The organism is Borreliella bavariensis PBi (genome assembly GCF_000196215.1).
Taxonomy (GTDB): domain Bacteria; phylum Spirochaetota; class Spirochaetia; order Borreliales; family Borreliaceae; genus Borreliella; species Borreliella garinii.
On record NC_006156.1, the window covers coordinates 272508 to 295197 of the forward strand.

A 22690-nucleotide genomic window follows, 5' to 3' on the forward strand; every position below is an offset into this window, starting at 1 on the left:
ATAATATAAATAATGTGATATTCAACTTACAAATTACTTTTATTTTAAGTAAATAAACTTTTCTTAAAAGTAGATATGATGATGCAAATTAATGGGATATTTTGAATTTAGGAGCAATAAAAGTGTTACCGCTATTTATAGTAATCTCTTCATTTATAGTATTTATTTTAGTATTTTTATTTTTTAAAATAGCATTAAAGCTTACAATAGGCAAAACTAGAGGGAAAATTAAAAAAGATGACGAAAGAACGCAAAAACTAATCGAAAGAGCAATTTCTCTATTAAAAACAAATCCAAACGAAATAGGTGCCCTTGAAATTTTAAATAATTACTACTATAAAAATCAAGACCATGAGAATGGTATAAAATATGCAAAAAAATTATGCCAATTAATAGAAGACAACCCAATAAGTCAAGAAATAAACACATTTAAAGCTTTTTTAAGCTATGGATTTTATAATCTTAAAAGAAATTTTAACAGAGAAGCCTTAGAATTTTTAAAAAAAGCATACCTCATAAAAAAAACAGATGAGGATGCAAATTATTATCTTGGTATAGCATTCTTAAAAAATGAAATGTATAAAGAAGCTCTATACTATCTTACAAAAGTTTACAAGTTTAATAAAAATAATAAAGACATCCTAAAATACATAGGGATAACTTTATTTAACCTGGAAAGCTATAGAAAAGCTGCTGGAATATTTAATAACATAAAAAAACACATACAAGGCGACATTGACGCTCTTTTAGCATATGCTAAGTCTTTGTCAAAAATGAATCAAGATCATCTGGCACTAGAGATTGCTAACAAAATAAAACAAAAAGACGGAATGATTTATGAGGCTTTATTAATTACATCTGAGATTCATTCAAAAAATAAAGAATTGGATAAATTAGAACAAAATATTAAAGAAATAATAAAAGTAAAACCTGACTTGCCTAAAAAAATTTTCCTTGAATTATTTTATAATCTTGGAGAACTCCAAATCTCTGTTGAAAATTATCAAAAAGCTACAGAAGCTTTTACCAAAGTTGAAGATATTGATCCAAATTACAAAAAAATTAAAGAAAAATTAGAATTTAGTAAAAGATTAAACGAAAACATAGCGCTAAGAATATACTTGCGCAGTTCAAAAGAAAATTTTGGAAAAATAGCAAATGAAATTATTTTAAAACTATATTTAAATAAATTTCAAGTAAGAGATTCTAAAATAAACGAAATAACATCACAATTTATTGATATGAACTTTCACTTAGCTAACAATCAATGGGAAGAAAATTTAATAGTACGATTTGTAAGAACCGAACAAGATACTTTTGGTGAATTATTCTTAAAAGATTTCATTTCAAAAATAAAAGAAAATAAAATAAAAGGACTCTGCATTGCTCCATCAAAATTCTCTTTAAAGGCTAAACAAATGATTGAAGGAAGGCTTATTGATCTAGTAGAAGGCAAAAAACTAACTCAAATACTTAAAAAAATTAACATATCAAAATACACATAAAAAATACTATCTTAAATATTTCATAGGATTTTCTGTTTTGCCATTCTTAAAAATTGTAAAATGCAAGTGATTACCTGTGCTATAGCCAGTACTTCCCATATAGCCTATTACTGCTCCCCTTGAAACTTTTTTCCCAACTTTAACAGCAAAAGAATTCAAATGCGCATATAAAGTTTGAAATCCATTACTATGAGAAATAACAATATATTTCCCATATCCTCCCGCATTAAATCCCACCGTTACAACAATGCCCTCTCTTGCGGCTTTAATGGGAGTATTGGCTAAATTTGCAATATCTATTCCATTGTGAAAGCTAATAACTCTTGTAAACGGATCTGGTCGATAACCATATCCTGAAGTAATAACGCCTTGTACAGGATAAATAAAAATCTCTCCTAATACCTCTTTTAAAAAATCTTTGGGCAATCTTCCTCCAGGAATAAACAATTTTTGCCCTAAAAATAAAACTTCATTATCAAGATTATTAGAATCTAAAATATCCACTTTGGGAATATTATAGGCACTAGCTATAGATGAAATGGAGTCATTTTTTTTAACAACATAAACAATTCCGTTCATATTAGGAACTTTAATAATTGAATTTGGCTTAATATTTCTTACATCTTTAATTTCATTAAAAGAAATTAAAGTTTCACTAGTTGTCTGATATCTAGCTGCAACATGAGAAAGCGTTTCTCCGGGCTTAATTTTATGGTCAAGCACCTTTAATACAAAATTTTTTTTAAATTCAGGAACATTTGCAGAAACATTAGAATCGGGCAAATAGCTACTAATTTGCGCTATATCTTGATCGCTATAATATAAAAATGTATCAATAAAATAATCTTTGGGTAAGGTGAGTCTATTTAAAAAAATATAAGAACCGTAATAAGAAAAAATATTAATATAAAATATTAATACAAAAATAAAGATTATTGCATTTAGCTTAAAAATAAGCTTATAATCGAATTTCAAGCTAAAAATGTCAAAAACTTTTTCTTTAAAGTTATTGTAATAATATTTATATTCATAATGATTAATATTTTGTATTTTAAGCTTATAGGAAAATAAAGAAACTTTTTTTAAAAAAAAATCAATTTTTTTAAAAAAGTTTTTTAACTTGAAAACTTTTTTTCTTCTTTTACCAATATTCCTAATATCGGCAAAATCTTTTAATTCAAAATTAATATTCTTCTTACTACTGAATAAAAAATTTTTTTTACGTTTTTCTACCCTTTGCTTTTTTTTTGGTATAATCATAACATGCTATTTCATTATACAATAGAAAATTGCATTTTAATGAAGGCATTGTTTAAAAGTTATGAGAATATTTAAAGCTCACAAATATGAACTAGCGTCAATTTTAGCTGCTTGCTTACTTTTAATAACCTTAATAAAGCTATTCTTATCCTTTTACATAGTAAAAGGCGAATCAATGATCCCAATAATATTTGACAAAAATTGGATTGTAAATCACAAATTTGCATATGGACTTAGACTTAAAAGTCGTCAAAAATATCTTTTATTGTGGAAAACCCCCAAAAAAAATGAAATGATACTTATTAAAGATCCCATAACAAACAAAATTGCTGTCAAAAGAATTTTTGCAATTCCGGGAGAAAAATTTAAACAAATAGAAAAAAATAAAATATGCATACATAACTTAAACTTTAAAATAGATGAAAATATTTTAAAAAAAAATAATAAAAAAATTCCTGATAATCACTATTTAGTCATAGGAGAAAATAAACAAACCTCATTAGACTCAAGAGATTACGGATTCATAAAAATTGATAACATATTGGGAAAAATAATTTATTACTTTTAAAAAAATATATATTTCCTTAAGTTTTTATTCAATAATACTTGTAAAAATGTTTGAAAGACTTTCTTTTGCTACATTGTCAGATGAACTTGTAATTTTTATTTCAATAAAATTAGAAGAATTTGTCTCTAAATCTTTAGCATTAACACTTAAAATACCACTTTCATTTAAAGTAAAAAGTACCTCTATTTTAGGAATTCCTTTTAAAGCTTTTTGAATATTGCCAAAGGAAAATCTACCTATAGAATAATTCAAAGAAGCTTTTTTATATTCACCTTGAAGTACATGGATCTCAATTTCATCTTGATAGTCATTAGTAGTTGTAAATAATTTGCTTCTAGAAATTGGTAAAGCAGTATTTCTCTCTATTAAAGTAAAAAATTTATTATCCCTTATCTCAAGTCCAAGAGAATAAGGGGTAACATCTTTAAACTTAATAACAGAGTCATTTCTAGAAAGACTAAAGGCATGAATACCTGCGCCAATAGCTACAACTTCATCTTGATTTAAAGCATCTAAAATCAAAACAGAAGGAAAGGATTCCTTTAAAACTTTTTGAATCAAGGGAATCCTTGTTGAACCACCAGAAAGTATTATTTTAGAAATACTACTAATACCAACACCAGCATCAACAATACATTCCTTAGATAAGTGAATAGTTTTGTCAACATATTCACTTATCATTGCATTAAATTCATTCCTTTTAAGTTTATAACTTAAATGATTACCATCAAGGAAAAGCAAAGTAATGTCGACCTCTTCCATAACAGATAAATTTTTTTTACCCTCTTCAATTTGTTCTCTTAGCTGTTCAAGAAGAAAAACATCTTCTAAATTAAAATCGGGATATTCATTTTTAAAATTGTCTAAAACATGCTTTTCAATAATTTTATTAAAATCATTACCTCCAAGTCGGCTTTGTCCTTTAACTGAAAGAACAGTATAGGTGTCGCTTTGTTTTTCCATAAGAGTTACATCAAAAGTTCCACCGCCAAGATCATAAATAAGAAAAATTCCATCAATCTGACTTTCAAAGGCATAAGCAATAGCAGCTGCGGTTGGTTCATTAAGTATGGCCTTGCAATTCAAACCAGCAAAATTTGCAGCTTCAACAACACCTCTCCTTTGAATCTCAGAAAAATACGCAGGAACTGTTATTACAACATTTTCAATCTCTTCATCTAAAAATTTTTCAGCATTCTTTTTGACACTAGAAAGCAAATGTGCTGAAATATATTCTGCTCTATAAAATTCACCATCTACTTTATAAAAAGTATTAGAGCCTATATTGGTTTTAAAATTATAGAATGTCTTTTGAGGATTAACTAATATTTGATTTTTAGCGGCACTTCCAACAAAAACGTCCTTATCTGAGAAAGAAACAATAGAAGGGGTCATTCGCTCACCCCTTTCATTTAATATTATCTTAGAACTAACATCAAAATACGATGCTACAGTATTTGTGGTTCCAAGATCAATACCTATCCATTTTTTCATGAATACCTCCCCTATGTATTGAAACAATCAATTCAACCTCACCTAGATCTAACTTAAATTTTTTAGCAATAGCTTCAAAAGACATGCCTTGTTCATGAAGTAAAATAATTTGATTTCGAACATTATAACTTTCTTTTATTATATTTTTTTCAATAGTAGGGATAGAATAATCCAAATTGCTTTTATAAATTCCACCACTCTTAGATCCAAAATTAGAAGAACTATTCCCAGGAATAGGACTGTTGTTAAAACCCAACAATCTCTGATCAAGAATTTCAATCCTCTCGTCAACCTCTTTAATGATTCTATTTAAACTTTCAATTTTTATTTCAATAATATTTATATTTCTATCCGTAGCTTGATTAATTTCAATAATTGTTTTATCTACCTCGCTTTTAAACTTTTTAAGTATGCTATTAGATTTTATTTTCAAATTAATATACACATGAAAATATATAAAAATAAATATAACTAAAATAAGATAAAAAACAATAAACATATAAAAGCCCTAAAAAATTTTATCTCTTAATATTAACATTTTTGCCAATTTTAGGATCTTCAAATTTACCAGAATACAAACTAAGCATTATCCGCTCTTCATTCTTATTTTTTTTAACTGGCAATGAAAGTAAAAAATTATCCTCAACCTTACTAACTGCACATACATTACTAACCTCAGAATCAGTATGAGAATCTCTTAAAAATTTCAATCTAGTATTTTGATTAATTTTTAATCTTTTGAGCTTTTCATCTTCACTTAAAATTTGCCTAGCCTTAAAAGAACTAACAAAAGACATTTTAAAAACTTCAAACGTATCCATATCCAAATCCTCATATTAAAGATCATTCACCTAGACTTAAAAGGAATATAGGTCATAACCTTAATATAATTATCATCCTCTACAAAAGTAACATTGCTGTAATCTTTTGAAAGCTCATAAAAAGCATTCTTAATATAAAGTTTAACACCTGAGTAAGCTATATTTTCAACAGAAACCTTACCCTCTATCTTAGTATTTTCAAGCTCATTTTGCAAATCAATTCGCTTAGCCTCTATCATTTTTATTTCCATTCTAAGAATTTTACTCTCATTAACAAATTCATTGTAACTGTCAATCTTTAAGGATTTTTCTGACTTATCTGTAATGAGCACAATATTCTTTTTTAAAGCAACAATATCTTTAGTTAAAACTTCTAATCGCTTTTCAATCTTTTCAAGATGGCTAGTAAACCTAGTTAGTAAATCTTTAATTTCAGGATCATAACCAACATCAATGCAAGTTTCACAACTTCTATCAGAGCCTATAGAATAAGCTCTAACCTCTTCTTTAGCATAAACACTCGAACCAACTATTTTTGATTTTTTACCGATGCAAAGAACTCTCTTTTTAGAAGAAACTGAAGAATTTACAATGCCTCTTAAAACTTCAACTTCCCCACCGCAACTTAAAGTAACATTTTCTAAAAACTTGGCCCTAATATTACCCCTTGCATAAATCTTAGAATCACCCTTGCCATTCACGCCACTATGAAAAATAATAGACCCATCCGTTTTTAAATTGCACCGACCCACTAATCCTTTCACTTCTATTCCACTTTTGGCCATAATATTGTATCCATCTAAAACATTGCCTTGAACAAGAACCATTCCATTATTTACTATATCTCCAGTAGCAGGTCCAACATCACCCTTGACCAAATAAATATTATGAACAGATATTATACCATCTGAAACAGACATATACCCATTACATTTTGCACGAATTTTATAACCATCTCTAAAAGTATTTTCACCTAAAATAAAATTAATATCCTGTCCACTCTCTGATTTTAACACTTTGCCAAAAACGGTATAGCCATCTACGCCTTTACCAAAAGGAATAATTCTGGCCAATTCCTCGCCTTCAATAACATTCCTAAAGCCTATGCTTGAAACCTCATACTCACCAAGCCTATTGTTTTCATCAACAATAAAATCGATATAAGAATCCTTACCTTTTACTGGCTCCAATCCTCTTGCAAGTTCAACAGGCTCACCATAAACAGGATAATCCACAAATTTTGCTACTTTATCCTTAAGTATTGCAATATCTATTACTCCATATTTTCTAAGGATATTGAAAATATCTTGTGCAAAAATTTCAGCTCCATTAATTCCGGGCGTGGTAAATTCAATAGTGACTGACATTGAATTTTCTGATATGTGAACCATCATTGTAACATTTTCAGAAGGATCAGATTCAAAATCGGCAATTTTTTCATAGTATCCACTAGCATTCTCAACTATACCCTTTACAATATCTTTATTAAAATTTTCAATATTGCTATGTAATTCTAATTTGGAAAGAACATCTTGATAATTAATAGGAACTCCTTGTCCCTTTGACGAGATAACCTTTAGAAATACACCCTTAGAAGATTTTTTGATAAAAAATTCACCGTCCGATGAAATCGTTTTTTCTTCTCCTGAATCATTTTTTGAATCAAGAGAAACTTTTGGTTTGCTAGAAGAATTTCTATAGGCAACTATTTTCCATTTTTTTCTCCCATATCCCAATATGCCATTACTACCTTTTAACAAAATCTCATAGTCTAATTCTTTATAAGGCACTGAAAGTTCTAAAGAAGCATCATTTAAGGCTTCTTCAAGAGTATCTGCTTCTATTTCCATCAAATCAACATGATTTTCTCTTTCCAAGTAAGCTCGCATTTTATCACAAAGTTCAGAAAAATTTATAGCCGCATCATCCATACTTATTCCTTCTTACTCATTAAAGTTTTAATAGCATCTGCAACAACTTTTGGATCATTATCTTCAATAAATGACATTTTTTTAATTTTGCCACTTCCCTCACTCATGTCTTCAGTATCAAATTTATACTTTTTGACCTCTTCTATAAAATCAACACTACTAATGTTATTTTGGAAGCTCTCATAAAGAGAATTTTTATTTTGAGAATCAAGATTGTCGTTTAAATCCTTATGAACCTTCTTATCATCTTGAAGCTTATTTTCCATATCACTAGACAATTCTGCCGAAAAAAGATTAGATAAATATTTCTTATAGATTAACTCAATTAAAAGTCCAATAGCAAAAAAAAATGCAAACTGCAAAAAAGATCTCACTAAGATTGTAAAAAATGGCAAGCCACAAAACAAACCTAAAACTGCTGAGATAAACAATGCTGACACACTAGCTAATAAAATATACTTTAATTCCCTACTTATAAACATAATGCCCTACTACTCCACACCAAAAAATCTTAATATAAAGCCTATAACACCCCTTCTTTTTCTGCTATCTAGAGAAACCTCTTCAAGAGTGGCAACAATAGAATCAAGACAATAGCTAGCCTTGCTATTTGGATTTACCAAAACAAAAGGCTTTTGCTTAAAAACAGAACTTCTAACATTTTGATCCTCATAAATATACCCCAAATAATCAATATTTAAATTTAAAAATTGGCCTGAAATATCTATAACCTTTTTAGCAACCCCCTTAGCCTCACTAACATTAGCTACTCTATTAACAATAAGTCTTAAATTTTTTAAATTCTCCATCTTATAAGACAAAACCTTTATTATTCCATAAGCATCGGTAATCGAAGTAGGCTCTGGAGTAGTAACAATAACAACATCGTCACTGGAAAGCAAAAAAGAAATAACTTGCCTTGAAATTCCAGCACTAGTGTCTATTACAACTATATCATATTCATATATTTTTAATAATTCTTTTATAAATTTATTAACATCAACATCAGAGAGATCTAAAAGCTCCATCGTACCAGAAGCGCCGGCTAAAAGATCAATATTATACTCTGTCTTTGTTATTACTTCCCTAATATCACGATTTTGAGTAATCATATGATATATACTATACTTAGGAATAACTCCAAGCAAAATATTAACATTAGCCATTCCAATGTCCGCGTCAAGTATTAATACCTTTTTGCCAAGCTCAGAATATTTAAGAGCAAGCCCAATTGCAATATTGCTTTTGCCAACACCACCTTTGCCACTACTAACAGCAATGAATCTTGTTTTACTGTTTTGAACTTTCTCATCAACTGAAAAATTAAATTTACCGTTTAATTTCATCATATCTCTTAAACTTTGAGCTTGATCTTCCATTATAACTTTCCTTAATAATAAGATTTACTTTTTATCTTCTTAATAAACTCTGCATCATCGCTTATTCTGTAGCCATTTATTCTTCTAATAAAAGTAAGTGGTTCTGCAACACTGATATTATGAGGAACAATTTGCCCATCTGTAACATAAGAAACTACTTTTTTCATTTCGTAAATCAAACTTATTAAATTCCCAACACAAGTGGTTTCATCCACTTTAGTAAAAATCACAGTTTTGTAATTAAAAGGAGAGAATTGATGAAATATTTCTTTAACATCTGATGTTTTTGTAGTAGAGCTTACGGCCAAGTGAAATTCGGCATCTCTTCCACAAGCATTAAGAAGCTCCTTCATCTCAGCAAGCTTCATAAAATCTTTAGGACTTTTACCAATTGTATCAACAAGTATCAGATCGAAATCCTTTGAATCAGTAATTTCGTCTTTTAAATCTTTAAAAGACTCAATTGCTCTAACCGGAATACCCATAATATCACCATAAGTTTGAATTTGTTTTTTAGCTCCAATACGATAATTATCAATAGTAATAATCTTAATATTCAAACTCTTAGATTCTCCATTAATACCATAAATTGCTGCAAGTTTTGCAATTGTGGTAGTCTTTCCAACACCTGTTGGGCCAACTAAAATAAAAACTCTTTTCTTAAGATCATCTATAATAGAACCCGAACATTTAATTGTCTTTGCAATATATAAAACAACATCCTCTCTAACTCTCTCATAATCATCAAGATCTGACAAACTAAATTCTCTCTTAATAAACTCATTAATGTCTTTAATATAGTTTTCAGAAAAATCATTTTCTCTTAGAATATCTTCGATTTTCGTAATTGTTGGATGATTAATATTTTCTTTTTTGTGAGCAAGTTCTGTTTTAAGAGATTTAACTTCTTTTAACACATCTTCAATTGAAGAATTTTCCTCTCTTTTAATGCTTTGAAGGATCTTTCGTTTTTCATCTTCAACATTAATCTGTTGATTACCAATGTCATATCTAACATAACCTGAAACTTCAACCCAATCTTTGCTAAACAAACCCAAAATCCCTCCATGAGGAACGGTTTTATAGGTCATAACCCTAGCATTCTTGCCATATTTTTTCTTAATTATTTCTATAACCTCATTATAAGTTGGACCTTTTTCTGTAAAATATTGAACCATAATACTATTCTTCAACCTCTACTGTTTTAAGAACATTAACTTTAATATTTTGGGGAACCTCTAAAACAGACATAACAACAAGTTCTGGAATCTCTCTACTTGTTATCACTTTTATTATAGGTCTTGACGATTCGCTTGAAAGAATAACTGGATAAAACCCTTCTGCTTGAACTTCGTTTACAATTTTAAAAAGTTCATAAATAAATTTAGTTTTCAAATTAGGATCAATTGAACTTATAAGATCATGATTGGATTCTATACGAGAATCTATTATTATTTGCTCAAAACTAGGGTTTAAAGTTATTACATTAAGCTCAGAATTTAAGTTTAAATACCCACTAGTTATTTGTCTTCCAACTGATTGTCTACATTTTTCAATTAAGAAAAATATATCCTTAGTAATACTTGTAAAATCTGCAAATGTTTCAAAAATTGTAACCAAATTTCGAATTGAAACTTGCTCTTTTAAAAGACCTTGTAAAACTCTCTGAATCTCGCCAACTGAAAAATTCTTAAGGACCTCCTCAACAATAGCCCCATAATCTTTCTTAAAAAGATCAAGTGTATTTTGAACATCTTGACGAGTCAAAATTTCGTAAGAATGTCTTTTAATAAGCTCTGTCATGTGTGTAGCAATAATCGAGGGAGGATCCACAACAGTATATCCCAATTTTTCAGCAGTTTCTCGCCCATCATCATTTACCCAAAGAGAAGGAAGCCCAAATGAAGGATCTTTAACAAGATCTCCATCTATTCCAGAATCAATTCCAACATTTATCACTAAAAATTTACCAAGTTTAATTTCACCTCGTCCAACTTCAACTCCTCTTAGTTTAAAAGAATAAGCATTGGGCTGAAGCCGCATATTATCAACTATTCTAATCTTAGGCACAACTATTCCAAATTCAAATGCAATCTCACGCCTTATCTTAACAATACGATCAAGTAATTCAGAAGTTTTTGTATCATCAACTATTGGAACAAGATTATATCCAATCTCAAGAGCTAGTGGATCAAGAGGAACAACAGGCGCAACATCTTTATCTGAATAAATTGCCGCTTGCTCTTCTTCCAATTTTATTTTTTCATTAATTTCTTCTTTGCGCTTTATTCCTGAAAGAGAATAAGCTAAAAATGCAATGAGCAAACTTAAAAAAAGAAGAATTAAGGTTGGAAATCCAGGAAGAAAGGCTAAAAAACACAAAAACCCAGAAACAATCCAATAAATTCCTAAATGATTTGTGAATTGCTCAAAAATTTCGCCACCAAAGCTATTTTTTGAAATCGACCTAGTAACAATCAATCCTGTAGCCGTTGAAATTAAAAGAGCCGGCAATTGAGACACAAGCCCATCACCAACTGTTAATGAAACATAATTATTAAGAGCTTCGCTAAAATTAAGACCCTGTAAAGTTGTTCCTACCAGCAAACCACCAAGAATATTTATAAGGGTTATCAAAAATCCAACCTTAACGTTTCCCGATACAAATTTAGAAGCTCCATCCATTGCGCCATAAAAATTAACCTCTGATTGCAAATCGTTTTTTTGCCTTGTAGCCTCTTCTTCTGTCAAATTTCCAGAGCTGTAGGCAGAATCAATGGCCATTTGCTTACCGGGAAGCGCATCAAGAGCAAACCGAGCTGCAACTTCAGCTACCCTTGTTGCTCCTTTGGTAATTACAATAAATTGAACGGCAATGATTATTATAAATATAATAAAGCCAATAACAAGTCCTTGAATTCCAGAACTACCTACAACAAATGTACCAAATGTTCTTATCATTTGCCCATCAAAATTTATACCCTTAGTTAAAATCAATCTAGTAGAAGAAATATTAAGAACAAGTCCAAAAATAGTCATCACAAGCAATAAGGTGGGAAAAACAGAAAAATCTAGAGATCTCTTAGAATAAAGAACAATTAAAATAATTAAAAGACTTATTACTAAATTAATCGTAATCAAAAAATCTAAAATAACTGCAGGAAGGGGTAAGATAAACCCAGCAACAATAAATATTAAACCAATCGAAATTATTAAATCAGACTTATTATTAAGCCTTAAATATCCTAATATAGAATTTTTTCTAGCATCCAACAATAGAACCTCTAATTAAACTTTTTAGTAATAGAATATACTCTCACAAGAATTTTTGAAACAACCTCCCAATATTCTCTTGGAATCTCTTCGTTAACCTTAACATTAGCATAAAGCGCTCTTGCAAGCAGCTTATTTTCCATTAAAGGGACATTATTTTCTCTTGCAATTTTTTTAATTGTGAGAGCTATTTCATCCTGACCTTTTGCAAGCACTCTTGGAGCTAGCATTGTTTCGCTATCCCACTTAATAGCAACTGCAAAATGTTCTGGATTTACAATTACCACATCTGCCTGGGGAATAGCTACTCTTAAATTAGTACTTAAAACAACCCTCATTCTATCTTTTATTCTAGATCGAAGTAAAGGATCACCTTCCATTTCCTTTCTCTCCTGCTTTACCTCTTCTTTTGTCATTTTCAAACTCTCAATGTACTGAGATCTTTGAAACAAATAATCAAGCACCCCAACAATTGCCAAAAACATTACTGAGAAAAAACATATCTTATAGGCAAGAACCAATACAATAGAAATCCCAGAATTAAGTGTATACTCCGAAAGCTTAGAAATTTTGCCTATATTGTTTTCTATAATAAAATAATATATCAAGCATATTATAACAACTTTTAATAAACTTTTAAACAAATTGAAAAAAGCTCCTGCTGAGAAAAAAGAATTTTTTGCCCACCTGGAAAAATTAAAACTAACCTTATCCCACCTTGGCTCCAAAGATTTAAAAGTAATGAAAAAGCCTACTTGAATAATATTAACAAAAAAATTAACAACTAAAGATGCAATAAAAAACAAAACGACATATCCAATGATGGCTCTAATATATGCAAAACCCATAGAATAAACACTCATTCTCATAACTTCGGGAAGCTTGCTAGCTTGCTCTTTAAAAACAGCTACTAAATCTAAAGCAAAATAAGAAAGCATGAAAAAAAACAATGAAAATAACAACAAAAGACTAACAGCGGTATTAATTTCAGTAGACTTTAATACCCGTCCTTCTTCTCTTGCTTTTTGCTTTTTCTGATCAGTAGGTAATTCAGTTCTTCCCTCATCATCTGCAGAGAAAAAATCAAGAGGAATATACCAACTTTTAATCAAAAATTCATCTTTTAGCATTATTTTAAAACTCTAGAAAACAATTTTAAAAAACTAGCAAGAGAATCTAAGGAGAGTTCAATCACTTTTTTTGAAGATACTGCTAAGCTTGGAAATCCAATATACAAAATCAATAGCCCTAAAAATAGCGAAGTCGAAAAACTAATTATTAATAAATTAATCTGAGGCGATGATTTTGAAAGTATTCCTAATACTAAATAAAAAAGTAAAAGTAAAGCCAATATTGGAAACGAAATTAATAAGGCTTTTTCAAAAAGAAATCCAAAAGACATAAGCAAAAGCTTTATAAATTCTAAATTTCTCATATTGACCAAATGTTCAACCCTAATGTTCAAAACAGAATCATGTATGCCAATCACAAAAAAACGAAGTAAAAAATCGCTTGATAAAAACAAAAGTAAAAACAAATAAGCAAAAATTTGTGAAATAATCATGCTATCTTCTTCTGAAAAAACATCAAAAATATTTGCATAAGCAAGTCCAATTTGATTAGAGAAGAAAAATCCAACTAAATGAAAAACATTAAAAATTATACTAACAAAAAATGCCTGAATAAGACCTAAAATAGCTTCTCCTGATAAAATTAACATAAAAGAAAGCATACTGTCTAAAGGATAAATAATCCTAATCTTTTCAACAACAATTACAGATAAAATCAAAGAAAAGAAAAAATTAAAATATCCAATTTTTATTGTTGAAAAAAATGGAGAAAATTTTAAAAACATAAAAATTCTAACCAATATAGGTAAAATTGTAAAAGATTTTAAAACTAAAAAACTCAAATTCAAAATTTCATCCAAATAATACAATTTTAAGTCATAAGTTAAACATTTTGCAATTGATTAAAAATCATATAGGTAAATTGCATAAGCTTATTCAAAATCCAAGGACCAAAAATAACAATGGTTAAAAGTATAACAATAATCTTTGGAATAAAACTTAAAGTTTGATCTTGAATTGAAGTAATAGCTTGAAAAATGGAAATCAAAAGTCCAACTATAAGAGCTATAATTAACATCGGAGCTGATAAAATCATAATGTTTTCAATAGAAATCCTAATTAAATAAAGAATGTGTCCTGCAGTCATATATAACCTTACATAAAACTTTTAATAAGACCACTAGTAATTAAAGTCCAACCATCTACCATTACAAAAAGAATCAACTTAAAAGGCAAAGATATCATTACAGGGGGCAACATTATCATACCCATAGCCATTAAAACAGAAGCAACAATAATGTCTAAAACTATAAACGGCAAAAATATTAAAATTCCCATTTTGAAAGCCACTTTAAGCTCATGCAAAATAAAAGCTGCAATTAAAACATGTGTCGGCACTTCGCTAAAATTTTTTGGTCGATCATAATTGCTAATACTCATAAATAATCTAATCTCTTCATGACGCCCATCGGACATCTGCTTATACATAAAAATTCTAAGAGGAGCAATTCCTTTGTTGTAAAATTCATCAAAATTTATTTTTGACTCTTTAAGGGGCAAATAAGCTTGTTTATATATAACATTAAAGGTTGGCCACATGGTAAAAATAGTTAAAAATAAAGCCAATCCCATTACTATCTGAGTAGGAGGAGATTGTTGAAGAGATAAAGCACGCCTAATAAAATCCAAAACTATAGATATTCTCAAAAACGAAGTCATTAAAACTAAAAATGCTGGAGAAAGAGTAATAATGGTCAATAGAATTAAAAGCTGCAAAGAAAAAGCTATCTCTGAACCACCAATATTTTCAAAATTTAAAAACGGGAAATTAAGACCTTTGGCGGCTTGCAAAGATTTTGTTTGAGCAAAAGACAAACTTGTTACACTAAAAAATAAAAAAAAATTAAAACACTTTCTCAAAATAAACCCTCTAAAATTTTTTTAATCTATCTTGTTTATCTTTAAGTGAAGTCTCAATTTTCTTCTCAAGTTTAACATAATCATTCCCGGAAAAAGCAATATCTTCTTTTTTGAGCAACATTTTCTTAAAGATTGATTTAAAAGAATCTTTCTTAGCAAAATTATTAATTTTACTAAGCCTAAGTTTTAAATCTTCTAGCTCTTCTTCAGATTTAATCTCTTTTAGCAAGGTAGAAGAATTACTAGAAACTAAAAATATGTAAACATTGTCTAGTATGTTTATAATTCTTATTGAATTTTTAACATCTATCTCGTAAAAAACAAGCTCTTTAATCAAATTAGAACTTTGTTCATATTTGCTTTTTTTTGAATTAAAAATTAACTTCTTAAATAAGAAAAAGATAAAAAAAGCAATAAGTAAAAATAAAACTATCTTAACCAAATCTAAAATATTAAAAAGAGAAACTGGCTGAGCACTAACATTGTTAGCAAGATTTGCCTTATCCTCTTCAAAGATTGGCAAACTAGATTCATTTTCTAAATCAACAGATACTGAATTTACTTGCTTTTGTGAATTAGCATATGTAAAAAAATTAGAAAACGCTAAAAAAACTAAAAATAAAAATTTATTATTCATTTTTAGTTTTAATTATCTCAGTAATTCTAACTCCAAAATTTTCATCAATTACAACTACTTCTCCCCTGGCAACTATTTTACCGTTTACTAAAATATCTACAGGCTCTCCGGCAAGTTTATCAAGAGTAATAATCGTACCCTCAGACATACCAAGTATATCCTTTATTTTGCGCTCGGTTCTTCCAAGTTCTACAGTAAGCTGCATAGAAACATCCATTAAAAGCCCAAAATTACTAGGATCAACTCCTTCTGGCAAAGTATCAATTAAATCAGGAAGCTTAACCCCTTTTATTTCTGGCTTTTCTCCACCATCACTTTTTTCATCTACACTCATAATTCAACCTCTTAATAATTTAAGTTACAATAAATAAAATAACTATCACTCAACCTCTTCTGTAAGCTCTTTTAACAAATCAAAACCTTTTATATCTCCAATTTTTTCTGTAATTTGTACTGAAACTTTATTCCCCATCAAACCCATTCTACATTTAAACTTTTCTTTAGTACCAACTTTTAAAGTTAAATCTTTATTTATTAGAGAAGATTCAAGATTTAAAACATCACCTTTGTCAAGCGATAAAATTTCTCTTACTTTAAGTTTAACTTCACCTATTTCTGCTATCAAAGGCATTGCTGTATTTTCTAACTTTTCACGCAAAGCATCAAGATTCTCACTAGTAGTCCCAACACCAATCAAAGAATGCCAATATCTTGTTGATAATTTTGAAACAATAGGCTCTATAGTAATATAAGGTAAACAAAAATTCATAAGCCCTTCCACTTTTCCTATTTTAACCTCAAGAGTGACTAAAATAATCATTTCTGTAGGAGGGACTATTTGCGCAAACTGTGGATTAACCTCAATATGCCCAAATCTTGGCCTTAGATCAACTACTTGAGACCAAGCCTCTCTCATATTAGCAAGTATACGAATAATAACACTTTCCATGACAGACTGCTCAATTTCTGTTAAATCTCTACTTTTATCTTTAATCGTATCTCCGTCTCCCCCAAAAAGCCTATCTACTATAGCAAATGCTATGGTTGGATCAACTTCAAAAATAGCAGATCCTTTAAGGGGATCCATATTTATTATTGCTAAAGTTGTGGGATTGGGTATTGACCTAATAAACTCTTCATAGGTTAATTGATCAACTGAGGCCACATGAACATGAACCATTTTTCTTAAAAGAGCAGAAAGTGAGGTTGTAGTATACCTAGCAAATGCCTCATGAAAACTTGAAACTGTTCTGACCTGCTCTTTTGAAAATTTATCTGGCCTTTTAAAGTCATAAACCTTAACTTTCTGTTTTTTACCCGTAGGACTAGATATAACATTAGAAAGGGATTCGTCTAACGATAAACTTTCAGACGAATTAATAGACTCTAAAAGACTATCTATATCGTCTTGAGATAAAGCTCCTGGATTGTTTGCCATTTAAAATTCCTTTTAATTTATTTATTACATATCAAAAATATCAATTTGGGTTAATGCTATTTCTTTTATTTCTCCATTTCTAAGGATACTATTAATCCTTGCCTTAATCTCTGCCTTTATTTGACTTTCATTCTTTATTTCTTGACCAGTCCTTTGGCTAAAATATTCTCTAATAATATCTTTTAAGCGAACTTTTTGCCTCCCAAGCTCATTGAGGATATTAACATTATTCTCTGCATACCCTAAAGCAAGCTTTACAACAAAAGTTTTTGGAGGAACATCTAAAGTATTACCTCTAATCTCATCTATGCTTTCATACCATATAAGCATAGGTGGCTTTCCTAAGTATTCATTAGAAAAAACTGGAAAATCGCTAGGAGCCCCACTTTGGCTTACTACCATTTTAGATACAAAATAAGAAACAATTATCATTGTCGCAACAGTAAATATTCCTATTGCAAGTATCTGCAAAATTTTTATTATAATATCAGGCAACAAACCACCTTTTCTACCAACATTAGAATCCCCTATATCTAAATTTTCATCATCCTTATTCGGCATAATAAAATTCCTCCTATTAATTTCTTCTTTACAGTTAAAAAGATTTATTACTGCGCAATTTCCTTAGGAAAACTTAAAGATGCATCCGTAGTAATTAATATATCAATCCTTCTATTATAAGCTCTGCCCTCGGGAGTATCATCTGTTGCAATAGGTCTACTTCCACCAAAACCAGATACTTCAAACTTATTTTCAATGCTATTAACATTAGACTGATCTAAATAGTTTAAAATATGTTCTAGCATATTAACAGATCTTGCAGCCGAAAGCTCCCAATTGCTTTTCCAAGGCCCATTTACATCAGTATCAATATTATCTGTATGTCCTTCTATTTTAAAATTATAGCCTCTAGAGCTTAAAACCCCAATAAAAGATGCTATTTTTTGAATAGAATCTCTATTATCTTCAAGCTTAACATCTGCACTAGCAGAATCAAAAAATGCATCTGCTGCAAGAGATATCACGATGCCTCTCTCTTCCTGTCTAACCATAATATTTTTAGACTGGATTTTTTCAATAAATTCAATCATAGATTTATTTTTAGCAGTCTGGGATGCTTGTTTATTGCGCACAGTAGAAGGCAAAGACATAAAACTATTACTCAAATAAGATAATTTATTAAAATCTAAAGTTTTACCGCCTTTAAAAAATCCTGCACCCGTAAAAGATGCAGACATTATCCTTATTACATTTTCTTGAAAAATAATATCATTTAATGAAAACATTGTAACAAAAAATACAAGCAGCAAAGTAACCATGTCCCCATAAGTCAACATATAATCTGGAGTTCCTTCATCACATTTTGAAGGTTTTTTAACTCGCAAGGCCATTATTCACCCCCAATACTACTACTAAGATGGCTTCGATCTTTGGGGGTTAAAAACGTCATTAATTTTTGCTCTAAAATTCTAGGATTATCTCCAGACTGAATTGATAAAACACCCTCAATTATCATTGTCTTTACTGCAGCTTCCTCAGAATCAATTTTCTCCAACTTAAGTTGGACAGGAGTAAACATTAAATTTGCCATTATGGTTCCATAAAGAGTTGTAATAAGAGCAACAGCCATAGAAGAACCAAGCGCAGACTTGTCCTCTAGGTTACCAAGAAGAGCCACAAGTCCAATAAGAGTACCTATCATACCAAAAGCTGGGGCAAGTTTTGCCCAAGTCTTAAAAAGTTCTGAACCAACTCTGTGCCTTTCTTGCATTTGATCAAGCTCTAAATAAAGCATAGTTCTAATTACCTCAGGATCTGCACCATCAACAACAAGTCTCATTCCTGACTTAAAAAATGGATCATTAATTTGTTCAAGCTCATCATCAAGAGATAAAAGACCTTCTTTTCTAGCCTTTTCTGAAAGCTCTACTAATATTTTTATAATAGAAACCTTGGCATAAGAATTTCTTCTAAAGAAAAATCCCAAATACGTTGGAATTTTTTTTACAGCAATAACTTCCGAAGAAGCCATAAGAGCAGAAAAAGATCCAACAATAGTAATAAAAACAGAGCTTAAATCCCAAAAAACACCAAGTCCTGTAGGAGTAAATGCCATGGAAATTAAAATAGCTCCAAATCCAACTCCCCACCCAATTATACTAGCTAAATTCATAATTCAACACTCCCATTTCCTTCTCCTACAATTTTTTCAAAAGAAGCAACTTCTTTCCTGTACAACTTGATCCTATTGACCACCTCTTCAACTTTTTCTTTTACAATTAGCTTCTTACCATTCATAAGAAGAATTGTAGTATCAGGATTAGCTTCAATACTTTCAATATGATAAGGATTTAAATAATATCCATAACCATTAAGCTTAGTTACAAAAATCATATGTTAAAAAACAATCTTAGCTTAATTTTTTAATCTTACAAGTTCTTGCAATAATTGGTCAGAAGTGGTAATAGTTTTAGCATTTGCTTGAAATCCTCTTTGAGTCACTATCATATCTGTAAACTGCTCTGCAAGATCAACATTGGCCATTTCTAAAACACCAGACCTAATATCACCAAGTCCAGCAAGCCCAGTCTCACCTATTCTAACTTGACCTGAATTACTTGTTTCTACAAAATTAGTATCGCCTGATTTTGCAAGTCCTCCAGGATTCATAAAAGAAGCAAGAGCAATCTTACCAAGATCTCGCCTTATGCCATTTGAATAAATCCCAACTATGACACCATTTTGATCAATTTCATAATTTTCCATATATCCCATGCCATATCCATCTTGAATAATAGCCTTTGTACTACTAGAATCAGCAAATTGAGTAATTGAATCAGTATAGCTCCCAACTGTTCCCAGTTTCAAATTTACAGTTTGCTGTTCACCAACTTCACCTACATTTGCACCTACAACATTAAATGTTATGGGAATTTGGAGAATATCTTCTTTTTGGCCTGGCTGCCCATTTAAAGACGCCAATGCTCCTTCATTGTCAAATCCAATTGTAAAATTTGAATTTTGCTCACCATTTATTAGTACTGGTGCATTCCATAAATTAGGAGTATTTAGATCTTTTACAACCGTAAGCTCAAGAACACTAACATTTCCAAAACTGTCATATAATGACTTATTAACAACCCAAGTTCCACGTGCAATATCTGCCGAACTTGCACCTTCTTCAATTATGGGCAATCTCTTATCAAGATTACAGGCAAAAGTAATGTTTTTAGTAGATTTTGCTCCCTCTTTATCTCCAATCGGAATAATCAAATCCTCAATATCAGAGGCTGTATGGATAACCTTTTCACCTTCTAAATCTCTTGCCATCCAGCCTTGAATTCGCATTCCATTTGCAGGATTTACAAGGTGTCGATCAGAGTCCACATCAAAAGCACCGGCTCTTGTATAAAACAAATTTTTACCTTCTTTTAAAATAAAAAATCCATTACCACTAACCCCAAGATCAGATGCTTTTTGAGTACTTTGAAAAGCCCCTTGAGTGTGAATAGTGTCAATTGTAGCAACATTCATGCCTAATCCAACTTGCTTAGGATTAGTACCGCCACGAGAATCAGTAGGACGAGAAGCTCCAGAAATAGACTGCGATATCATATCCTGAAAATTTACTCTTCCCTTTTTAAAACCAATTGTATTTACATTCGCGATGTTATTACCAACAACATCCATTCTTGTTTGATGATTCTGAAGCCCAGAAACACCAGAATATAAAGACCTCATCATATAATTACTCCTCCAAACCTACCGATAATATATTTTTATATACATAATAATTACCATTAACCATAACTTGGGGTATTGTGCCCGTCTTAATGTTTGTAACACGACCTTTAACAACCTCCCCATCACCATGCTGAAATTTAATTACTTTGCCTAATAAATCCAAATCTCTTCTTATTCCTAAAGAAGATGAAAGCTTCTCAAATGACTTACTCATATTAGTCATTTGCTCAAGGGCCGAAAATTGCGCCATTTGAGAAATAAATTCTTTATCTTTCATTGGATTTGTAGGATCTTGATACCTAAGTTGAGTAATGAGCAACTTTAAAAAATCATCCTTGCCAAGATTAACCTTACTAGATACATTGTCAATCTTAAAATCTGATTCTTTTTTAATTTTACTACTATTAGTCAAATTAGAAACATTTTCAATACCATTCATTTTACTCATTTAACTCTACCCTCTAAACAATTAAATTAACATTTTTATCTACATCATAAGAAAATTCAACTTCTTCTTCAATTTGAAAAAATTTATTATAGCCAAAATGAAAATTTTGATCCCTAGAGTCATCTTTAAAATTTTTAGAAAAAGAATTTAAATTCTCACCTGCCAGAAAAAGATTTAAACTGGCATTAAAACCGCTCTCGCCAAGCATTTTATTTAATGAATGCATATTTTGGTCAAAAAGCATTTTAACATTTTGATTGTCCACCACAATCTTCCCCAATAAATTATTATTAGAATCAAGGTTTAAATTAATTCGTATGCTGCCAAGCTCTTTAGGCTTTAAAACCAACTTAATCTCTCCTGTATTATTCGATTTTAACACAACTTTAGCTTTATCCACAATATTTTTATTAATCTTAAGATTCCACTCTGGCTTTAAACTGCTGACAAAATCAAAACTATCAGCTTCTTTAGAACTTTTTATGTTATAATTCGCAAATTCTTCAACAAAACCTTTTAAAGAGTCGTCTGATATTTCTTTAACTTTATACCTACCAGCAAAATTTTGACCATCAATTGTATTTAAGCTAAACTTTGAAAAAACAAAATCATTGTGATCACTATTATTCTTCTTAAAATTTTTCACATAAATGTTGATAACATTTTTTTCTTCCTTTTTATCATTCAAGCTTATCTGATTATAATGATCATCAATCAAGGCAGTTAAAAAATCAAAACCCAAAAAAGAGCTTAAATCATTAAAAGCCAAACAAAGTCTTTCAATTTTTTCAAAAAATTTTTCTTTATTTAGAAAATCAAAATTATCAAAATTAAATGATAAATTTTCTTTAATGCTATTTAAACCTTCAAAATCTAAAAAAACATTCATTTTGGCAATCAAGGATTTCAAATCAGAAACAAAAGCCTCATTATCAAGTTTTTTTAAAAAAAAGGATTTGTCTAAAGGAGATTTTTTTGAATTTTTAGCAATAAGTCCATTATCTTTAAAAAAATTCAAAAAATCAAATATCATTAATTTTGCTTTAGCTATTTTTTTAGATTTAGAAGACATAACATTAAAAAAAGAGCTAGCATTCTCTCTAGATTCCATTTTAGAAACATTTAAATTTAATCCTTTAATTGTATTTAAGAGATTAAATTTATTGCCATAAGCTTTACTTAAATTTAATAAATTACTCATA

At 29.7% G+C, this 22690-nt stretch carries 25 protein-coding genes; 2 read left to right on the forward strand and 23 right to left on the reverse strand.

Annotated features, from left to right (window positions below):
* The first annotated feature begins 122 nt into the window (after window positions 1-122).
* A complete protein-coding gene (locus tag BG_RS01275) occupies window positions 123-1505 on the forward strand; it encodes a tetratricopeptide repeat protein (protein WP_011193600.1) in 1383 nt (460 codons plus the stop codon).
* 6 nt (window positions 1506-1511) lie between these two features.
* On the opposite strand, the gene BG_RS01280 is transcribed toward BG_RS01275, so the two are convergent.
* A complete protein-coding gene (locus BG_RS01280) occupies window positions 1512-2765 on the reverse strand; it encodes a M23 family metallopeptidase (protein WP_011193601.1) in 1254 nt (417 codons plus the stop codon).
* Window positions 2766-2826: 61 nt separating this feature from the next.
* On the opposite strand from BG_RS01280, the gene lepB reads away from it, so the two are divergent.
* On the forward strand, window positions 2827-3333 hold the full coding sequence (gene lepB, locus BG_RS01285; protein WP_044007877.1) for a signal peptidase I: 507 nt from the start codon (window positions 2827-2829) through the stop codon (window positions 3331-3333).
* A 24-nt stretch (window positions 3334-3357) separates the two neighbouring features.
* Here the strand turns inward: lepB and BG_RS01290 are convergent, their stop codons facing one another.
* The 22 genes from BG_RS01290 to BG_RS01395 are packed head-to-tail and all read right to left on the reverse strand — an operon-like array spanning window position 3358 to window position 22689.
* Complete coding sequence (locus tag BG_RS01290; RefSeq protein ID WP_011193603.1) at window positions 3358-4827, reverse strand: Hsp70 family protein; 1470 nt, start codon at window positions 4825-4827, stop codon at window positions 3358-3360.
* Window positions 4805-5326, reverse strand: coding sequence for a DUF6115 domain-containing protein (locus BG_RS01295; protein WP_011193604.1), 522 nt, complete (start codon window positions 5324-5326; stop codon window positions 4805-4807). Before BG_RS01295 ends, BG_RS01290 begins: the two co-directional genes overlap by 23 nt.
* 19 nt (window positions 5327-5345) lie before the next feature.
* Window positions 5346-5648 carry a hypothetical protein gene (locus BG_RS01300; RefSeq protein WP_011193605.1) on the reverse strand — a complete coding sequence of 101 codons (303 nt, stop codon included), beginning with the start codon at window positions 5646-5648 and terminating at the stop codon, window positions 5346-5348.
* Between the two features lie 26 nt (window positions 5649-5674).
* Window positions 5675-7579 (reverse strand): FapA family protein, encoded by a 1905-nt coding sequence (locus BG_RS01305; RefSeq protein WP_011193606.1) that lies wholly within the window; start codon window positions 7577-7579, stop codon window positions 5675-5677.
* Between the two features lie 2 nt (window positions 7580-7581).
* Window positions 7582-8061: a hypothetical protein gene (locus tag BG_RS01310; RefSeq protein WP_011193607.1), complete on the reverse strand. Its 480-nt coding sequence runs from the start codon at window positions 8059-8061 to the stop codon at window positions 7582-7584.
* Between the two features lie 9 nt (window positions 8062-8070).
* A complete protein-coding gene (locus BG_RS01315) occupies window positions 8071-8958 on the reverse strand; it encodes a MinD/ParA family protein (protein ID WP_004791828.1) in 888 nt (295 codons plus the stop codon).
* Window positions 8959-8969: 11 nt separating this feature from the next.
* On the reverse strand, window positions 8970-10136 hold the full coding sequence (gene flhF / locus BG_RS01320; protein WP_004791903.1) for a flagellar biosynthesis GTPase FlhF: 1167 nt from the start codon (window positions 10134-10136) through the stop codon (window positions 8970-8972).
* A gap of 4 nt (window positions 10137-10140) precedes the next feature.
* Entirely contained in the window at window positions 10141-12234 is a 2094-nt protein-coding gene (gene flhA / locus BG_RS01325) for a flagellar biosynthesis protein FlhA (protein WP_095205639.1), read from the reverse strand.
* An 8-nt stretch (window positions 12235-12242) separates the two neighbouring features.
* Window positions 12243-13361, reverse strand: a complete 1119-nt coding sequence (gene flhB, locus BG_RS01330; protein ID WP_011193609.1) for a flagellar biosynthesis protein FlhB — start codon at window positions 13359-13361, stop codon at window positions 12243-12245.
* Window positions 13361-14149, reverse strand: coding sequence for a flagellar biosynthetic protein FliR (fliR, locus tag BG_RS01335; protein ID WP_011193610.1), 789 nt, complete (start codon window positions 14147-14149; stop codon window positions 13361-13363). Before fliR ends, flhB begins: the two co-directional genes overlap by 1 nt.
* A 35-nt stretch (window positions 14150-14184) precedes the next feature.
* A complete protein-coding gene (fliQ, locus tag BG_RS01340; RefSeq protein ID WP_011193611.1) occupies window positions 14185-14448 on the reverse strand; it encodes a flagellar biosynthesis protein FliQ in 264 nt (87 codons plus the stop codon).
* Window positions 14449-14456: 8 nt separating this feature from the next.
* Window positions 14457-15221, reverse strand: a complete 765-nt coding sequence (fliP, locus tag BG_RS01345; RefSeq protein ID WP_011193612.1) for a flagellar type III secretion system pore protein FliP — start codon at window positions 15219-15221, stop codon at window positions 14457-14459.
* 10 nt (window positions 15222-15231) lie between these two features.
* Complete coding sequence (locus tag BG_RS01350) at window positions 15232-15858, reverse strand: flagella biosynthesis regulatory protein FliZ (RefSeq protein WP_011193613.1); 627 nt, start codon at window positions 15856-15858, stop codon at window positions 15232-15234.
* A complete protein-coding gene (gene fliN, locus BG_RS01355; RefSeq protein ID WP_004791803.1) occupies window positions 15851-16192 on the reverse strand; it encodes a flagellar motor switch protein FliN in 342 nt (113 codons plus the stop codon). The genes BG_RS01350 and fliN overlap by 8 nt, the downstream gene beginning before the upstream one ends.
* A gap of 45 nt (window positions 16193-16237) precedes the next feature.
* Entirely contained in the window at window positions 16238-17296 is a 1059-nt protein-coding gene (gene fliM / locus BG_RS01360) for a flagellar motor switch protein FliM (protein ID WP_004791557.1), read from the reverse strand.
* A 24-nt stretch (window positions 17297-17320) separates the two neighbouring features.
* Window positions 17321-17857: a flagellar basal body-associated protein FliL gene (gene fliL, locus BG_RS01365; protein WP_011193614.1), complete on the reverse strand. Its 537-nt coding sequence runs from the start codon at window positions 17855-17857 to the stop codon at window positions 17321-17323.
* Between the two features lie 47 nt (window positions 17858-17904).
* Window positions 17905-18687, reverse strand: a complete 783-nt coding sequence (motB, locus tag BG_RS01370; RefSeq protein ID WP_011193615.1) for a flagellar motor protein MotB — start codon at window positions 18685-18687, stop codon at window positions 17905-17907.
* Window positions 18687-19469, reverse strand: coding sequence for a motility protein A (locus BG_RS01375; protein ID WP_004791773.1), 783 nt, complete (start codon window positions 19467-19469; stop codon window positions 18687-18689). Before BG_RS01375 ends, motB begins: the two co-directional genes overlap by 1 nt.
* Window positions 19466-19690, reverse strand: a complete 225-nt coding sequence (locus BG_RS01380) for a flagellar FlbD family protein (protein WP_011193616.1) — start codon at window positions 19688-19690, stop codon at window positions 19466-19468. The genes BG_RS01375 and BG_RS01380 overlap by 4 nt, the downstream gene beginning before the upstream one ends.
* A 21-nt stretch (window positions 19691-19711) precedes the next feature.
* Window positions 19712-21040, reverse strand: a complete 1329-nt coding sequence (gene flgE, locus BG_RS01385) for a flagellar hook protein FlgE (protein ID WP_011193617.1) — start codon at window positions 21038-21040, stop codon at window positions 19712-19714.
* 4 nt (window positions 21041-21044) lie between these two features.
* Window positions 21045-21488 (reverse strand): flagellar hook assembly protein FlgD, encoded by a 444-nt coding sequence (gene flgD / locus BG_RS01390; RefSeq protein ID WP_011193618.1) that lies wholly within the window; start codon window positions 21486-21488, stop codon window positions 21045-21047.
* Between the two features lie 13 nt (window positions 21489-21501).
* Window positions 21502-22689, reverse strand: coding sequence for a flagellar hook-length control protein FliK (locus BG_RS01395; RefSeq protein ID WP_011193619.1), 1188 nt, complete (start codon window positions 22687-22689; stop codon window positions 21502-21504).
* Window position 22690: the final 1 nt, after the last annotated feature.

Coding starts and splice junctions, on each gene's coding strand:
- BG_RS01280 (WP_011193601.1), bottom strand. CDS start 2,765: ATGATTATACCAAAAAAAAAGCAAAGGGTAGAAAAACGTAAAAAAAAT.
- lepB (WP_044007877.1), top strand. CDS start 2,827: ATGAGAATATTTAAAGCTCACAAATATGAACTAGCGTCAATTTTAGCT.
- BG_RS01290 (WP_011193603.1), bottom strand. CDS start 4,827: ATGAAAAAATGGATAGGTATTGATCTTGGAACCACAAATACTGTAGCA.
- BG_RS01295 (WP_011193604.1), bottom strand. CDS start 5,326: ATGTTTATTGTTTTTTATCTTATTTTAGTTATATTTATTTTTATATAT.
- BG_RS01300 (WP_011193605.1), bottom strand. CDS start 5,648: ATGGATACGTTTGAAGTTTTTAAAATGTCTTTTGTTAGTTCTTTTAAG.
- BG_RS01305 (WP_011193606.1), bottom strand. CDS start 7,579: ATGGATGATGCGGCTATAAATTTTTCTGAACTTTGTGATAAAATGCGA.
- BG_RS01310 (WP_011193607.1), bottom strand. CDS start 8,061: ATGTTTATAAGTAGGGAATTAAAGTATATTTTATTAGCTAGTGTGTCA.
- BG_RS01315 (WP_004791828.1), bottom strand. CDS start 8,958: ATGGAAGATCAAGCTCAAAGTTTAAGAGATATGATGAAATTAAACGGT.
- flhF (WP_004791903.1), bottom strand. CDS start 10,136: ATGGTTCAATATTTTACAGAAAAAGGTCCAACTTATAATGAGGTTATA.
- flhB (WP_011193609.1), bottom strand. CDS start 13,361: ATGCTAAAAGATGAATTTTTGATTAAAAGTTGGTATATTCCTCTTGAT.
- fliQ (WP_011193611.1), bottom strand. CDS start 14,448: ATGACTGCAGGACACATTCTTTATTTAATTAGGATTTCTATTGAAAAC.
- BG_RS01350 (WP_011193613.1), bottom strand. CDS start 15,858: ATGAATAATAAATTTTTATTTTTAGTTTTTTTAGCGTTTTCTAATTTT.
- fliN (WP_004791803.1), bottom strand. CDS start 16,192: ATGAGTGTAGATGAAAAAAGTGATGGTGGAGAAAAGCCAGAAATAAAA.
- fliM (WP_004791557.1), bottom strand. CDS start 17,296: ATGGCAAACAATCCAGGAGCTTTATCTCAAGACGATATAGATAGTCTT.
- fliL (WP_011193614.1), bottom strand. CDS start 17,857: ATGCCGAATAAGGATGATGAAAATTTAGATATAGGGGATTCTAATGTT.
- motB (WP_011193615.1), bottom strand. CDS start 18,687: ATGGCCTTGCGAGTTAAAAAACCTTCAAAATGTGATGAAGGAACTCCA.
- BG_RS01375 (WP_004791773.1), bottom strand. CDS start 19,469: ATGAATTTAGCTAGTATAATTGGGTGGGGAGTTGGATTTGGAGCTATT.
- BG_RS01380 (WP_011193616.1), bottom strand. CDS start 19,690: ATGATTTTTGTAACTAAGCTTAATGGTTATGGATATTATTTAAATCCT.
- flgE (WP_011193617.1), bottom strand. CDS start 21,040: ATGATGAGGTCTTTATATTCTGGTGTTTCTGGGCTTCAGAATCATCAA.
- flgD (WP_011193618.1), bottom strand. CDS start 21,488: ATGAGTAAAATGAATGGTATTGAAAATGTTTCTAATTTGACTAATAGT.
- BG_RS01395 (WP_011193619.1), bottom strand. CDS start 22,689: ATGAGTAATTTATTAAATTTAAGTAAAGCTTATGGCAATAAATTTAAT.